At 74.3% G+C, this 14,523-nt stretch carries 13 protein-coding genes; 3 read left to right on the plus strand and 10 right to left on the minus strand.

All coding sequences use genetic code 11. The annotated features are described in order from the left end of the window. Window positions 1-85: 85 nt before the first annotated feature. Window positions 86-673, minus strand: coding sequence for an Lrp/AsnC family transcriptional regulator (locus tag ACWFQ8_RS09575; RefSeq protein WP_453785610.1), 588 nt, complete (start codon window positions 671-673; stop codon window positions 86-88). A gap of 178 nt (window positions 674-851) precedes the next feature. Between ACWFQ8_RS09575 and pdhA the strand changes: the two genes are divergently transcribed. The 3 genes from pdhA to ACWFQ8_RS09590 are packed head-to-tail and all read left to right on the plus strand — an operon-like array spanning window position 852 to window position 4,329. After that, a complete protein-coding gene (pdhA, locus tag ACWFQ8_RS09580; RefSeq protein WP_453785611.1) occupies window positions 852-1,988 on the plus strand; it encodes a pyruvate dehydrogenase (acetyl-transferring) E1 component subunit alpha in 1,137 nt (378 codons plus the stop codon). Further along, the gene (locus ACWFQ8_RS09585) at window positions 1,985-3,004 is read left to right on the plus strand and encodes an alpha-ketoacid dehydrogenase subunit beta (protein ID WP_453785612.1); all 1,020 of its coding nucleotides are present in this window, start codon (window positions 1,985-1,987) and stop codon (window positions 3,002-3,004) included. Before pdhA ends, ACWFQ8_RS09585 begins: the two co-directional genes overlap by 4 nt. Then, a complete protein-coding gene (locus ACWFQ8_RS09590; protein ID WP_453785613.1) occupies window positions 3,004-4,329 on the plus strand; it encodes a dihydrolipoamide acetyltransferase family protein in 1,326 nt (441 codons plus the stop codon). The genes ACWFQ8_RS09585 and ACWFQ8_RS09590 overlap by 1 nt, the downstream gene beginning before the upstream one ends. Window positions 4,330-4,410: 81 nt before the next feature. Here the strand turns inward: ACWFQ8_RS09590 and ACWFQ8_RS09595 are convergent, their stop codons facing one another. From ACWFQ8_RS09595 to ACWFQ8_RS09635, 9 genes are all read right to left on the minus strand, one after another. Then, window positions 4,411-5,388 carry an NAD(P)H-quinone oxidoreductase gene (locus ACWFQ8_RS09595; protein WP_453785614.1) on the minus strand — a complete coding sequence of 326 codons (978 nt, stop codon included), beginning with the start codon at window positions 5,386-5,388 and terminating at the stop codon, window positions 4,411-4,413. Between the two features lie 42 nt (window positions 5,389-5,430). Then, complete coding sequence (locus tag ACWFQ8_RS09600) at window positions 5,431-6,528, minus strand: potassium channel family protein (protein ID WP_453785615.1); 1,098 nt, start codon at window positions 6,526-6,528, stop codon at window positions 5,431-5,433. After that, a complete protein-coding gene (locus ACWFQ8_RS09605) occupies window positions 6,516-7,871 on the minus strand; it encodes a molybdopterin molybdotransferase MoeA (RefSeq protein WP_453785616.1) in 1,356 nt (451 codons plus the stop codon). The genes ACWFQ8_RS09600 and ACWFQ8_RS09605 overlap by 13 nt, the downstream gene beginning before the upstream one ends. Next, window positions 7,868-8,770 (minus strand): NTP transferase domain-containing protein, encoded by a 903-nt coding sequence (locus tag ACWFQ8_RS09610; protein ID WP_453785617.1) that lies wholly within the window; start codon window positions 8,768-8,770, stop codon window positions 7,868-7,870. The genes ACWFQ8_RS09605 and ACWFQ8_RS09610 overlap by 4 nt, the downstream gene beginning before the upstream one ends. 182 nt (window positions 8,771-8,952) lie before the next feature. After that, complete coding sequence (locus tag ACWFQ8_RS09615) at window positions 8,953-9,492, minus strand: bacterial proteasome activator family protein (RefSeq protein WP_453785618.1); 540 nt, start codon at window positions 9,490-9,492, stop codon at window positions 8,953-8,955. 96 nt (window positions 9,493-9,588) lie between these two features. Further along, on the minus strand, window positions 9,589-12,339 hold the full coding sequence (locus ACWFQ8_RS09620; RefSeq protein WP_453785673.1) for an FtsX-like permease family protein: 2,751 nt from the start codon (window positions 12,337-12,339) through the stop codon (window positions 9,589-9,591). A 101-nt stretch (window positions 12,340-12,440) separates the two neighbouring features. After that, entirely contained in the window at window positions 12,441-13,181 is a 741-nt protein-coding gene (locus ACWFQ8_RS09625; protein ID WP_453785619.1) for an ABC transporter ATP-binding protein, read from the minus strand. Window positions 13,182-13,205: 24 nt separating this feature from the next. After that, complete coding sequence (locus ACWFQ8_RS09630) at window positions 13,206-13,886, minus strand: PadR family transcriptional regulator (protein ID WP_453785620.1); 681 nt, start codon at window positions 13,884-13,886, stop codon at window positions 13,206-13,208. Between the two features lie 85 nt (window positions 13,887-13,971). Further along, a complete protein-coding gene (locus ACWFQ8_RS09635; RefSeq protein ID WP_453785621.1) occupies window positions 13,972-14,517 on the minus strand; it encodes a hypothetical protein in 546 nt (181 codons plus the stop codon). Window positions 14,518-14,523: the final 6 nt, after the last annotated feature.

The raw sequence follows: 14,523 nt of genomic DNA on the forward strand, positions 1-14,523 counted from the left end.
CAGCGGGTGCCACCCCACCTCCCCCAGGCGGCGGCGCTCGACGTGACGCCGACCGGCCCGAAGGAAGCGGGCCACCGCGTACGGCCTAGTCCTCCGTGATGGTCGGGGTGCTCGTCGTGCCCGGTCCCGGGGCCAGGAGGTCCGTCTCCTCGAACACGAGCAGCGTGCGTGTGGAGAGGACCTCCGGGATGGCCTGGAGGCGGGTCAGGACCAGCTCGCGGAGCGTGCGGTTGTCCGGGGTGTGGACCAGCAGCAGGACGTCGAAATCCCCGCTGACCAGGGCGATGTGGGCGGCCCCCGGGAGCTCGCGGAGCTTCTCGCGCACCGTCCGCCACGAATTCTGGACGATCTTCAGCGTGATGTATGCGGAGGCCCCCTGACCGGCGCGTTCGTGGTTCACGCGGGCCGTGAACCCGCGGATCACCCCGTCGTCGATCAGCCGGTTGATCCGGGCGTACGCGTTCGCGCGCGAGACGTGGACCTGCTCGGCCACCGAGCGTATCGAGGCCCGGCCGTCCGCCTGGAGCAGCCGCATGATCGACCGGTCGATCGGGTCCAGAGGCCGGGGCGGAACGGGCGAAACGGGTGGGACGGACGGAACCGACGGTGCCCCAGGGGCGCCGCCCGACGGGCCCGGTGCTGAGCCCGTTCCGGCCATTTGTTCATCCGGCATTGCCCGATGCCTCCCTCTCCTGGACGTCCTGCATCCATCCCAGGGCCACGGCGCCCGTTTGTCCACAGCCTGGAGCCGCCTGTAGCCAAATTGCGCGGACAACCGAACAATCGGTAGGTGAGGCGCCTCACACCCGGGGCTGTCCCTGCCCGCTTCCCACGAGGAGGTGTACGCCGCCATGACGGTCCAAGAGCTGCCCGGTGCCGGTGCGTCCCACCGTCCCACCCCGCCGCCCGCCTGGAGGCCCCGTACGGACGCCGCCCCGCTGCTCCCGGACCCGGAGCCCTACCGGGTGCTCGGGACGGAGGCCGCCGACCGGCTCGACCCCGCGCTGATGCGCCGCTGCTACGCCGAGCTGGTGCGCGGCCGCCGCTACAACGCCCAGGCCACCGCGCTCACCAAGCAGGGGCGGCTCGCCGTCTACCCGTCCACCGTGGGCCAGGAGGCCTGCGAGATCGCGGCGGCGCTGGTGCTGGAGGACCGGGACTGGCTCTTCCCGAGCTACCGCGACACCCTGGCGGCCGTGGCACGCGGCCTGGACCCCGTCCAGGCGCTGACCCTGCTGCGCGGCGACTGGCACACCGGCTACGACCCGCACGAGCACCGGATCGCCCCGCTGAGCACCCCGCTCGCGACCCAGCTGCCGCACGCCGTGGGACTGGCGCACGCCGCCCGGCTGCGCGGCGACGACGTGGTCGCGCTGGCCATGGTCGGCGACGGCGGCACCAGCGAGGGCGACTTCCACGAGGCCATGAACTTCGCCGCCGTCTGGCAGGCCCCGGTCGTCTTCCTCGTGCAGAACAACGGCTTCGCGATATCCGTCCCGCTCGCCAAGCAGACCGCCGCCCCGACACTGGCCCACAAGGCCGTGGGGTACGGCATGCCCGGCCGGCTGGTCGACGGGAACGACATCGCCGCGATGCACGAGGTGCTCTCCGAGGCCGTCCGGCGGGCCCGGGCGGGCGGCGGCCCCACCATGATCGAGGCCGTCACCTACCGGATGGAGGCCCACACGAACGCCGACGACGCGACCCGGTACCGGGGCGACGCCGAAGTCGAGGCGTGGAAGGCGCACGACCCGGTGGAGCTGCTGGAGCGCGAGCTGACCGCGCGCGGCATCCTGGACGACGAGGGCATCCGCGCGGCCCGCGACGACGCCGAGCAGATGGCCGCGGCGCTCCGCGAGGGCATGAACGCGGACCCCGTACTGGACCCGATGGACCTCTTCGCGCACGTGTACGCGGAGCAGACCGAGCAACTGCGCGAGCAGGCGGCCGTGCTGCGGGCCGAGCTCGAAGCGGAGGACGGCGAATGACGACGGTGGCGGCGAAGGCGGCGAAGCCGGGGGCCAAGCCCGCGACGATGGCGCAGGCACTGACCAGGGCCATGCGCGACGCGATGGCCGAGGACCCGACGGTCCACGTCATGGGCGAGGACGTCGGCACCCTGGGCGGGGTCTTCAGGATCACGGACGGCCTGGCGAAGGAGTTCGGCGAGGAGCGCTGTACGGACACGCCGCTCGCCGAGGCGGGCATCCTGGGCGCGGCCGTCGGCATGGCGATGTACGGGCTGCGCCCGGTCGTGGAGATGCAGTTCGACGCGTTCGCGTACCCGGCCTTCGAGCAGCTGATCTCGCACGTGGCGAAGATGCGCAACCGGACGCGCGGCGCGATGCCGCTGCCGATCACCATCCGGGTGCCGTACGGCGGCGGCATCGGAGGGGTGGAGCACCACTGCGACTCCTCCGAGGCCTACTACGTGGCGACGCCCGGCCTGACCGTGGTCACCCCGGCGACCGTGGAGGACGCGTACGGACTGCTGCGCGCGTCGATCGCCAGCGACGACCCGGTGGTGTTCCTGGAGCCCAAGCGGCTGTACTGGTCGAAGTCCGACTGGTCCCCCCAGGCGCCGACGGCGGTGCCGGGCATCGGGAAGGCCCTGGTCAGGCGGGCGGGCACGAGCGCGACCCTGATCACCTACGGCCCCTCGCTGCCGGTGTGCCTGGAGGCGGCCGAGGCGGCGCGCGAGGAGGGCTGGGACCTGGAGGTCGTGGACCTCCGCTCGCTGGTCCCCTTCGACGAGGAGACGGTCGTGGCCTCCGTACGCCGTACCGGGCGCGCGGTGGTCGTGCACGAGGCCGGCGGCTTCGGCGGACCGGGAGCGGAGATCGCCGCCCGGGTCACGGAGCGCTGCTTCCACCACCTGGAGGCGCCGGTGCTGCGGGTGACGGGCTTCGACATCCCGTACCCGCCGCCGATGCTGGAGAAGCACCACCTGCCCGGCGTGGACCGGATCCTGGACACCGTGGCCCGCCTGCAGTGGGAGAACTGATGCCGCAGGTCATGGAATTCAAGCTGCCGGACCTCGGCGAGGGGCTGACCGAGGCCGAGATCGTGCGCTGGCTGGTCGCGGTGGGCGACGTCGTCGCCATCGACCAGCCCGTCGTCGAGGTCGAGACGGCCAAGGCGATGGTCGAGGTGCCCTGCCCGTACGGCGGTGTGGTCACCGCCCGCTTCGGGGAGGAGGGCACGGAACTCCCCGTCGGGGCACCGCTGATCACCGTGGCGGTGGGGGCGCAGTCCCTCCCGCAGGCTCCGGCGGACGGAGCCGGGGGCTCCGGCGACGCGCCCCGTCCCCTGATCGGTTACGGCACGGACCACTCGCGCCCGGCGCGTCGGCGACGGGTGCGACCCGTCACCGCCGGGGTCGCGGCGCCGGTCACCGTGCCGGCCACCGTGCCGGCCGCCGTACCGGCCGCGGCGCCCGGCCCGGCCGTCGCGGCCGGGCCGGTGCCCGTGATCTCGCCGCTGGTGCGCAAGCTGGCCAGGGACCACGGGGTCGACCTGCGCGCGCTGCACGGGTCCGGACCCGAGGGTCTGATCCTGCGGGCGGACGTCGAGGCGGCGCTGACCGCGCTGCGGGCCCCGGAGGCGGCCCCCGTCGCCGCGGCTGCGGCTCCGGCCGTCCAGGGCGAGCGGATCCCGCTCAAGGGCGTGCGGGGGGCGGTCGCGGAGAAGCTGTCGCGCAGCCGCCGCGAGATCCCGGACGCCACCTGCTGGGTCGACGCGGACGCCACCGAGCTGATGGCCGCCCGGGCCGCGATGAATGCCGCGGGCGGGCCCAAGATCTCGGTGCTGGCGCTGCTGGCCCGGATCTGCACGGCCGCGCTGGCCCGGTACCCCGAGCTCAACTCCACCGTGGACCTCGCGGCCAAGGAGATCGTCCGGCTCCCGTCCGTGCACCTCGGCTTCGCCGCGCAGACCGAGCGGGGCCTGGTGGTCCCGGTGGTCCGGGACGCGCAGGACCGCAACCCGGAGTCGCTGTCGGCGGAGTTCGCCCGTCTGACCGAGCTGGCGCGTTCGGGGAAGCTGGCCCCGGCCGATCTGACGGGCGGGACGTTCACCCTCAACAACTACGGGGTGTTCGGGGTCGACGGCTCCACTCCGATCATCAACCACCCGGAGGCCGCGATGCTCGGCGTCGGGCGGATCATGGCGAAGCCGTGGGTCCACCGGGGGGAGCTGGCCGTCCGGCAGGTCGTGCAGCTGTCGCTGACCTTCGACCACCGGGTGTGCGACGGGGGGACGGCGGGCGGCTTCCTCCGGTACGTCGCGGACTGCGTGGAATCGCCGGCGGTCCTCCTGCGCACCCTGTGACCCGCCCGCCCGACCGCCGGCGGGGGCTCCGGTCTCGAAGCCCCCGCCGGCGGTCTGGCGCGGCCCGCGCGGCGGCCCGGCTCAGGAGGTGAGCAGGACCTTGCCCACGTGGGAGCTGGATTCCAGGAGGCGGTGCGCGGCGGCGGCCTCCGGCATCGGGAACGACGCGTGGACCACCGGGCGGACCCGGCCCGCCGCGACCAGCGGCCAGACGTGCTCCCGGACGGCCGCGACGATCGCCGCCTTCTCCTCCAGCGGGCGCGCCCGCAGCGAGGTGGCGGTGATCGCGGCCCGCTTCGCCAGCAGCGCGCCGAGGTTGAGCTCCGCCTTCACGCCGCCCTGGAGGCCGATCACCGCGAGCCGGCCGTTCACGGCCAGGGCGTCCACGTTCCGCGCGAGGTACTTGGCGCCCATGATGTCGAGGATGACGTCCGCCCCGGCCCCGCCCGTCGCCGCCCGCAGCTCCGTGACGAAGTCCTGCTCGCGGTAGTCGATCAGGACGTCCGCGCCCAGCTCCGCGCAGCGCGCCAGCTTCTCCGGGCCGCCGGCCGTGACCGCCACCGTCGCCCCCACCGCCTTGCCCAGTTGGATCGCCATGGTCCCGATGCCGCTGGACCCGCCGTGCACCAGCAGGGTCTCGCCCGGTCGCAGCCCGGCGACCATGAACACGTTCGACCACACCGTCGTGACCACCTCGGGCAGCGCGGCCGCCGTCACGAGGTCTACGCCCGTCGGCACCGGCAGCAGCTGCCCCGCCGGCACGGCCACCCGCTCGGCGTACCCGCCGCCGGCCAGCAGCGCGCACACCTCGTCGCCCACCGACCAGCCCGACACCCCCGGCCCGATCGCCGCGATCCGCCCGGAACACTCCAGGCCGGGGTAGCGGGAGGCGCCCGGCGGGGGGTCGTAGAACCCCTGCCGCTGGAGGAGGTCGGCGCGGTTCACGGCGCTCGCCGCGACCTGTACGAGGACCTCGCCCTCGCCCGCCACCGGATCGGGTACGTCGGTCCAGACGAGGGCCTCGGGGCCGCCGGGCTGCTCGATGGTGATCGCATGCATGGCCCGGAGGCTACGCGACCGGGACGCGGCGGGACAGGACCGCTACTCGGCGGAGGGCAGCGTCACCACCTGGGAGGCCGGTGTCGCGCGGACGATCGAGATGACCCGGTCCATCAGCTGGAGCGGGCTCGCGTGCGGATCGTCGTACGCCAGCAGCCGGTGCCCGCGCAGCACGCTCACCACCAGGTCGTCGGTCTCCCGTACGGATTTGCCGACCTCGGACTTGTTGACGGGCCGTTCGATCAGATCGAGGCCGCTGCCCTGCTGGATCAGGTCCTCCATCACCGTGCCGGCGCTCGGGCTGAGCACCGACAGGCCCAGCAGCCGGCCGGCCGCGCTCGCGCTCGTGATGACGGCGTCCGCCCCGGACTGGCGCAGCAGCGGGGCGTTCTCCTCCTCGCGCACCGCGGCGACGATCTTCGCGCCCCGGTTGAGCTGGCGGGCGGTCAGAGTGACCAGGACCGCCGTGTCGTCGCGCTGGGTGGCGATGATGACCTGTCGGGCCTTCTGGATCTCGGCCCGCAGCAGGACGTCGGAGCGGGTGGCGTCGCCGACCACTCCGGTGAAACCCTCCGAGTTGGCGATGTCGATCACCTTGGAACTGGGGTCGACGATGACGACCTGTTCCCTGGGGAGGCCGGTGGCCAGCAGCGTCTGCAGGGCCGAGCGGCCCTTGGTGCCGAAGCCCACGACGACCGTGTGCTCACGCAAGTTCTTCCTCCAGCGGCTGAGCCGCCACTCTTCCCTCGTCCGTTCCGTCAGGACTTCCAGGGTGGTACCGACCAGGATGATCAGGAACAGCACCCGCAGCGGGGTGATCAGCAGGATGTTCACCAGCCGCGCGGTGTCGCTGTACGGGACGACGTCGCCGTAGCCGGTCGTCGACAGCGTCACGGTGGCGTAGTAGACGCAGTCGAGGAGGTCCACCTCGCCGTTGGCGTTGTCGTGGTAGCCCTCGCGGTCGAGCCACACGATCAGGACCGTCAGGCAGAGCACGAACAAGGCCATCAGCAGGCGCTTGGAGACCTGGCGGATCGGCTTCTCGACGATGCGCCGGGGCAGTTTGATGCGCCGGGAGACGAGTTTCTCGTCGGCCTCCCGAGCCATGGCGTCCTGGCCGTGGAGTTTCACGTGAAACATCCTCCCGAAGCCCAGGGCAGATCGAGGACTTCCAGTTCCTGACCGGACCGCGCGCCGTGCGGCGGTACGACGGCCAGCGCGTCGGCGGCGGCCACGCCGCGCAGCATCGCGGGACCGTTGTAGCGCAGCGGCACCGCGTGCTCGCCGCTGAGCAGGACCGGGACCAGCCGGGTGTCGTACGGGTGGCCCGGCACATCGCCCTGGACCGCGGCCGTGCAACGGGGGCGCCGGCGGCGGCCGGCGAGGGCCCGCAGCAGCGGTTCGGCGAGGGTCAGCAGCCCGGAGACGGCGGCGAGCGGATTCCCCGGCAGCCCGACCAGGTGGCGGCCGTCCGCCCGGTCCCCCAGGCGGGCGAGCAGCATCGGGTGCCCGGGGCGCACGGCGACGCCGTCGACGAGGAGCTCGGCGCCGGCCCGGCCCAGCACCGGGTGGACGTGGTCGACGGGTCCGGCGGCGGTGCCACCGGTCGTGATGAGGACGTCGGCGGTGGAGGTGGTGACGGCCGCCAGCAGGGCCTCGGCCCCGGCGGGGTCGTCGCCGAGCCGCCGGGTGCCGATCACCTCCGCGCCGAGGCGGGTGAGCCAGGGGCCGAGCATGGGGCTCAGGGCGTCCCGGATCAGGCCGTCGTGCGGGAGGCCCTCGGTGAGCAGTTCGTCGCCGAGCACCAGGATCTCCACCCGGGGGCGGAGCCGGGTGGTCAGCTCGTCGTACCCGGCGGCCGAGGCGAGGCCGAGCACGGCCGGGGTGACCAGGGAGCCGGCCGGCAGCAGCAGGTCGCCCGAGCGGCACTCCTGGCCGCGCGGGCGGATGTCCTGCCCGGTGAGGACGGGCCGGTCGGCGAAGAGCTGGCTGCCGCTCTCGCGGCAGTGCTCGGTGCGGATCACGGCGCTCGTGTCGGCGGGGATCCGGGCCCCGGTGGCGATGCGGACGGCGGCGCCGTCGGCGAGCGGCTCGGGCCGGCCGGAGCCTGCCAGGACCCCGCCACCGGTACGGACCGTCCAGGGGCCGGGTCCGGCGACGGCCCAGCCGTCCATGGCGGAGGTGTCGAAGGACGGCAGGTCGGTCAGGGCGTCGAGGGGGGCGGCCAGGACTTCGCCGAGGGCCTCCGCGAGCGGGACCCGGTGGGTGCGGGCGCGCACCCCGGATCCGGCCTGGACAGCGGTGTCCCGGGCCCGCGGCCAGGCGGCGGCGCGGTGGCCGCCCTTGTCGGGGTTGCGGCTGACCAGGGCCAGCGCCTCGTCGAGGGCCTGGTCGGCGGAGGACTGCGGCGGCCGCGCGGCGGCGGAGCCGTCCGGCCCGGCGGTGGCCCGGTCCTGCGCGTGTTCGGCGTCGGTGGGGGTCATCCGGAGCCGTTCCGCTCGGCGGCGCTGCCGGTGTCGGGAGCGGGGCCCGCCCCGGCCTCGGCCTCGGCGGCCCAGCGCAACGCCAGGTCGGCGGCCTTGCGGGAGGCTTCGGCGACGGCCCGGGCCGGGTCGGCGCCGGTGGCTTCGGCCTGGGCGGCCGCGTAGCCGACCAGGAAGGTGGTCAGCGGGGCTGCGGGCCGGGCGACGCCGTGGGCGGCGTCACGGGCGAGGTCGAGCAGGGTCGTGGTGTCGACGGGGAGGTCGATGCCCAGCTCGTTCTTGACGGCGGTGATCCATTGGTCCAGCACGGTTCCATGCTCCCTGATCCGGGCGCGGGCGACGGCGAGATCCTCCCAGGTGTCGCAGTCGAAGGAGGCGAGGGGGGTGCAATCCGTCACTTCGGCCAGGTCCAGCTCGGCGGTGAGGGCGCGCAGCGGCAGTCCGCCGAGGGCGCCGTGCTCGGCGGCCAGCAGGGCGATCTCGCGGCGCAGCGGCTCCGCGCGGTAGGCGGCGACCAGGGGCTGGGCACGGCCGTCGGCGTCCCGCAGGAGGGCGCCGTCTCCGGGGCCGGCCCCGGCGCCGGCCAGCAGCGTCCGTACGGTGTCGCGGTCCAGGAACGGCAGGTCGGCGGAGAGGACGAGGACCAGCTCGGCGGTGGTCCGGCGGAGTCCGGCGTCCAGGGCGGCCACGGGGCCGCCGCCGGGCGGGTCCTCGCGGGTCCAGTGGACGGGGCGGGCGGTGGCGCGGCGGCCGCCGACGACGACGGTGGTCGCGGCGTCGGGGCAGGCGTCGAGGACGCGGTCGAGGAGGGGGCGGCCGCCGACCCGCAGGGCGGGCTTGTCCGCCCCGCCGAGGCGGCGCGCGGCGCCGCCGGCCAGCACGATCGCGTCGTAGCTCATGCCCCAGAGTATGCGTCGGCCATGTCCCCCGAGGGGAGCCGCAGTCGGGCGGCACGTGGCCGGCACTCGGCCGGGGCTCCACCCCGGACCCCGCGTGCCGAACGACGGAGGGGCTGCGCGCGCACGACGAAGGCGGGGCCGGATCGGGATCCGCCCCGCCTTCGACCGGTGGTCGCCGGGGATTAGAGGTACGGGCCCGAGCGGATCGCGCCGTGCCCGCCGTCCTCGTCGTCGTCGTGGGAGGCACCGGGCGGGAGTGCGCGGCGCATCTGCTCCAGCTGGGCCCGCGCCGCCATCTGCTGCGCGAACAGAGCCGTCTGGATGCCGTGGAAGAGTCCCTCCAGCCATCCGACCAACTGGGCCTGCGCGATGCGCAGTTCCGCCTCGGACGGGATGGCTTCCTCCGTGAACGGGAGGGACAGGCGCTCCAGTTCCTCCACGAGTTCCGGGGCCAGACCGTCCTCCAGCTCCTTCACGGAGGCGGCATGGATGTCCTTGAGCCGGACCCGGCTCGCCTCGTCGAGAGGCGCGGCACGTACCTCTTCCAGGAGTTGCTTGATCATGCTGCCGATCCGCATGACCTTGGCGGGCTGTTCGACCATCTCCGTCACCGGAACCTCGCGCGACTCGTCATCGGCGCCGCCGACCGCCGTCCCGTCCTGTCCCACGATCAGGACGTTCGGGGGGCTGTCCTGCGACCGTTCACTCCTCGGCATCTCCATGCCGCCATTGTCTCGTACACCGCCGTACTCACAGGGTGTGCCCCCGTACAGGCGTGATCCACCCTGTACGGGGGCACCGGTACGGCGCCGTTGCGGCTAGCCGGCGGCCCGCCGGGCCAGGGCCCCGCTGGAGCGGGTGACCAGGGCCGCGAGCAGGGCCGCGCCGAGCGGGACGACGACGAGCAGCCCGGCGAGGGTCTCCCACGGCACGGCGATCGGGACGTACGGCACGGCGTCCGCCGCCGCGTACCTCATGTACTCGCCCGCCTCGTAGAGCCGCTCCAGCTCGCGCCGTTCCGTCAGGCGCAGCCCGACAGCGGGGAGGACGCCCGCCGCCGAGCCCAGGACGACGCCCATCAGGGCCACCACCCCGCACTGGAACCCGCTCAGCGTGCGCCGCACCCGCGGCGGAGCGCCCACCGCGGCCAGGGTCTTCAGGTCGGCCTCGGCGTCGGCCTGGGCCAGCCCGGTGGCGATGCCGGCCGCGCCGATGGTGACCAGTCCCGCGAAGACGGTCAGGGCGAGCAGGGTCAGGTCGGCGCCGCCCTGGTACCCGGCCTCGATGCGCAAGGAGGCCTCGACGCCCATCCGGTCGATCTCACCGTCCAAGCGCTGGCGCTGTTGCGTGCCGGCCTGTCCGTCGAGGGTGAAGTACGAGCCGAACGGCGCGGTGCTCAGGCCCGCGGTCCGCACGGCGGCCGGCGGCAGGACCAGTTTGATGCCCCAGCCCTCCGCGGTGTCCGGGGCCTGGTGGACGGCGAGGACCTTGTCCTCGCCCGGCAGCTCCTCGCCGTTCTCCTGGGCCAGCTCCGCCTTCTCCATGTCGGTGACCACCCGCAGGGTGACCTTGCCGTCCTTGACCTGGCGCTTGTCGAAGGACACGGGCCGGCCCGCCCTGAGGGCGGTCACGGAGCCGGGGTCGCTGACCGCCAGGACGCCGAGCAGCTTCTCGTCGGCGACGACGGTGGCGTGCTGGCCGCCGTACCGGCCGTCCTTGCAGCGCCAGTCCTTGCGCAACTCCCTGGCCGCCTCCGCGCTGAACTGGACGGCACCACGCTGCTCGTGGAGCGGGCAGCGCTGCTCCTTGGGCGTGACGACCTCGACGCGCCCGCACCCGGGCACCGGGGAGAACGAATCGCAGCTGGCCTTGCCGACGAACAGTCGCTCCACGTCCGCCCGCTGTGCCAGCGGGAGTTCCTTGGAGAGCGCCTCGCGCAGCGCCGGCACCTCCTGGTGGGCGGAGTTCTCCGTGACCTGGAGCACCCCGGTGCCGTGCGGGAGTTCGGCGACGTACTCGTGCCGGTTCTGCAGGTCCTGGCTGTGCTGGTACGTGGCCACGGCGACGGTGCCCGCGACGGCGGCCAGGACGGCGGCCACGGCGGGAGCCGTACGCCCCCGGTTGCGGACGGCGTCGCGCAGCGCGAGGCGCGGTGACAGCGGCAGCCACCGGCCGATCCGCCCGAACATGCCGACCAGGACCGGGGTCAGGGCCACGATGCCGAGCTCGGCGATGGCGCTGCCGCCCGCCACGACGGCGGAGCCCATCTGCGAGGTGGTCCCGTACAGGGCGATCGCGGCGCCGGCGGCGACGGCGATCAGGCCGATGACCGGCAGGACCCGGTTGGCGCGGCGCACCCCGCGGCGGCCGGTGAGCGAGGCCAGTACGGTCTGGCGGGACGCGGTGATCGCGGGGACGATCGCGGCGAGCAGGCCGGTGATCACGGCCAGCAGGGCGATCCCCGCGAGTTCCAGCGGCCGGACGTCCCAGCTGCCGAAGCGGGCGCCGAGGCGCTCCTCCAGGAGCGGCTTGAGCCCGATGGTCAACGCCACGCCGACGGCCGTGCCGATGACGGCGGACGCGAAACCGATGACCAGGCCGCCGGAGAGCACGATGGCGCGGATGTGGCGCCGGTCTCCGCCGTTGGCGCCGACGAGACCCAGCTGGCGGCGCGAGCGGCGTGCGCCGACGGCGAAGGCCGGACCGGCGAGCAGGCAGATCTCCAGCATGGCGAGGCCCACGACGGTGGCCAGGACGGCCATCTCGGCGACGAGGGTGCCGTTCTGCTCGAACCGGGCTTCGGGGTTGTTCCGGAAGAGCGGCACCTCGGAGTCGGCGGGCGGGTCGAGGACGACGGCCCGGGAGACCACGCTGACGCTCTTCGTGTTGGCCGTCATGACCATGTTCCACGTGAAACCGTCACCGCCGACCTTCACGAGGAGGCTCTCCCGGGGCCGCACCCCGGCCGAGCCGATGGCGGTCAGGGACTTGTCGAGCGGGTCGATCAGGGTCCCGGGCGGGGCGATGAGCTCGGTCCGCCCCAGCTCGGAGGGAAGTTCGTACGCGCCCACGATCTTGTACGCGGTGTCGGTGCCGCGCGGGGCCACCGAGGAGCCGACGAAGAAGCCGGAGTCCTTGAGGAAGGCCGTGGTGGCGATGACCTCGCCCGCCGCCCGGGGCAGCCGGCCCCGGTCGAGGGCGATCAGGCCCTCGGCCAGCGGGTGGTGCGTGTCGATCTCCCGCAGTTCGACGCTGAGCAGGCCGTGGGTGGTGCGGACCCGGGCGTAGCCGGTCCGGTCCGGGAGGGACTGCGCGCCGGGCGGGAGCGCGGACATCATGGCCGGGAGGTCCTCGCCCTCCTTGCGCACCGTCTGGTGGGAGTCGTAGCCGCCGACGGGCCGGTAGCCGGTGCCGTCGGGCTTCTGCTCGATGGGCCCGTCCGTCCCACTGACGGTGAACCGGGCGTCGGCGGTGCCGATCGACCGGGCCAGGTTCTGCTCGGGTGAGAGTTCGGCGCTGCGCAGGGTGAGGTCGAGGGCGCTGACCCCGACGATCGGCAGGGCGATCATCGACAGGACGAGGGCGCTGCGGCCCTTGGCGCGCCAGGCGTCGCGGCGGGCTATCCGGAGCGCGGCCACCCAGGAGTGGTACCAGCCTTGGAGCGAGGAGGTCACTGGCCGGCCTGCCCCGTGAGCAGGGAGTCGGCGTGGCTGCGCAGGGTCTCGTCGACGACGCTGCCGTCGCGGAGGAAGACCACGCGGTCCGCCCAAGCGGCGAAGCGGGGCTCGTGGGTGACCAGGATTCCGGCCGCGCCCGCGTCGCAGCGGGACCGCAGCAGGGCGAGGACGGATTCGCCGGTCTCGGAGTCCAGGGCGCCGGTGGGCTCGTCCGCGAGGACCAGGCGGCGGTCGCCGACCAGGGCGCGGGCGATGGCCACGCGCTGCTGCTGGCCGCCGGACATCTCGTCGGGGAAGCGGTCGGCGAGCTGCCCGAGGCCCATCTCCTCCAGCGCGGTGAGCGCGGAGACCCGGGCCTTGCGGGCGGAGGTGCCGTCGAGTTCTTGGGGCAGGGCCACGTTCTCGGCGGCGGTGAGGGCCGGTATCAGGTTGTAGTCCTGGAAGACGTACCCGATGCTGCGGCGGCGCAGCGCGGCCAGCTCCTTGCGGCTCGCTGCGGTGATGTCGGTGCCCTCGACGACGACCCGGCCGCCGGTCGGGGTGTCGAGCCCGCCCGCGAGGGTGAGCAGCGTGGACTTCCCGGAGCCGGAGGGGCCCATGACGGCGACGAGTTCGCCGGGGAAGACGGAGAGGTCGATGCCGCGCAGGGCGTGGACCTCGGTGGCGCCGCTGCCGTGCGTGCGGACGAGCCGGTCCAACTGCAGGACGGGCCGTTGTGACTGGTGGTCGGGCATGAGGTGTCCCCCTGGAACGGTGGTTCAGCCCCGCCGCGTGCGGGCGGCGCGGGGCGTGGTGGTGGTCGGTGCCGCGGCGGCGGCCGGGTGCGGTGTCCCGGCCGGGTCGGCGGGTTCGGCGGCCTGGGGCGGTTCGGACTCGGCGGCTCTCCGGTCGGCCGGCAGGGAGAGCCGGACGAGCCGGGATTCGCAGTGGTCGAGCCAGCGGGCCTCGGCCTCGGTCTGGAAGATCAGCTGCTCCAGGACCAGCAGCCAGGCCACGTCGTCGCGTTCGCGGGACTGCCCGCTCTCGACGGCGGCGAGGGCCCTGGCCTTGAGCCGGGTGTAGTCCTGCATCGCCTTGATGGTGGCGTGCCGCTGGGACTGGATGACGGCGCGGATGTCCACGCCGGGGGCCCCGACGGCCATGGCGAGCTTGATGGACAGCTCGTCGCGCGGCGGGTTGGCGCGGTCGACGGGCCGCTCGTACCACTCCCGCAGTTCGGTGCGGCCGTCGTCGGTGATGGCGTAGAGGGTGTGGCCGGCGGAGTCCTCGCCGCCGGGGGCGACGAGCCCGTCGCGTTCGAGGCGGGCGAGGGTCGTGTACACCTGCCCGACGTTCAGGGGCCAGGTGGAACCGGTGCGGGATTCGAACTCGGTGCGCAGCTGGGAGCCGTACCGAGGACCCCGTTCCAGCAGGGCGAGTAGCCCGTGACGGATCGACATACTGAGTATGTATACCGAGTATGTTCGGCACGTCAACCGCCCTGGGGACTACGCCGGACGGTGGACGCGGGCTTCGGAGGGAGGGTCAGATCCCCTTGCGCAGCCGCATTCCGAGGTAGCCGAGGCCCACTCCCATCAGGGCGAACCCGGTACCGAGCGGCAGTATGTGCGCGGCGAGGTCGGCGGCCCGCTCGTTCGGCCCGGTGCCCAGCGCGCTGACCGCCGGGGGCGGGGTGGCCTCGGGGCGCGGCGGGGCGACCGGCTGGGTGCGGGGGCGCAGCGCGGGGGGCCGCGGGGCCGCGACGGCCTCGGGGTTCACGGCAGCGTCCGCGGGCCGCCCGGGCCGTTCCCGGCCGACGCCGTAGGCGCTGCCGGCCAGCCGGCCGGGTCCCGCGTCCGACGGGTCGTCATCCGCTGCGGCGGGCCCGGCGGCCACCGCGGAGAGGGTGGGCGGCAGGGCGTGGGCGAGGGTGAACGGGGCGTGCGCAAAGGTGAGACGGGCGTGCGCGAGGGTGAGCGGCAGGGCGTACGCGGGGACGCCGGGCGCGAGTGCGACGGCGGCCAGTACGACGCCCGCGAGCCCGAGCCGTCGCGGGCCGCGCGGAATGCTGCGGATGCGCCCCAGGGTCACGGCGGA

Source organism: Streptomyces sp. NPDC055254, from assembly GCF_053606025.1.

Excerpts from the sequence above, each read along its gene's own strand:
- ACWFQ8_RS09575 (WP_453785610.1), bottom strand. The coding sequence starts at position 673 with ATGCCGGATGAACAAATGGCCGGAACGGGCTCAGCACCGGGCCCGTCG.
- pdhA (WP_453785611.1), top strand. The coding sequence starts at position 852 with ATGACGGTCCAAGAGCTGCCCGGTGCCGGTGCGTCCCACCGTCCCACC.
- ACWFQ8_RS09585 (WP_453785612.1), top strand. The coding sequence starts at position 1,985 with ATGACGACGGTGGCGGCGAAGGCGGCGAAGCCGGGGGCCAAGCCCGCG.
- ACWFQ8_RS09590 (WP_453785613.1), top strand. The coding sequence starts at position 3,004 with ATGCCGCAGGTCATGGAATTCAAGCTGCCGGACCTCGGCGAGGGGCTG.
- ACWFQ8_RS09595 (WP_453785614.1), bottom strand. The coding sequence starts at position 5,388 with ATGCATGCGATCACCATCGAGCAGCCCGGCGGCCCCGAGGCCCTCGTC.
- ACWFQ8_RS09600 (WP_453785615.1), bottom strand. The coding sequence starts at position 6,528 with ATGTTTCACGTGAAACTCCACGGCCAGGACGCCATGGCTCGGGAGGCC.
- ACWFQ8_RS09605 (WP_453785616.1), bottom strand. The coding sequence starts at position 7,871 with ATGACCCCCACCGACGCCGAACACGCGCAGGACCGGGCCACCGCCGGG.
- ACWFQ8_RS09610 (WP_453785617.1), bottom strand. The coding sequence starts at position 8,770 with ATGAGCTACGACGCGATCGTGCTGGCCGGCGGCGCCGCGCGCCGCCTC.
- ACWFQ8_RS09615 (WP_453785618.1), bottom strand. The coding sequence starts at position 9,492 with ATGGAGATGCCGAGGAGTGAACGGTCGCAGGACAGCCCCCCGAACGTC.
- ACWFQ8_RS09620 (WP_453785673.1), bottom strand. The coding sequence starts at position 12,339 with ATGATCGCCCTGCCGATCGTCGGGGTCAGCGCCCTCGACCTCACCCTG.
- ACWFQ8_RS09625 (WP_453785619.1), bottom strand. The coding sequence starts at position 13,181 with ATGCCCGACCACCAGTCACAACGGCCCGTCCTGCAGTTGGACCGGCTC.
- ACWFQ8_RS09630 (WP_453785620.1), bottom strand. The coding sequence starts at position 13,886 with ATGTCGATCCGTCACGGGCTACTCGCCCTGCTGGAACGGGGTCCTCGG.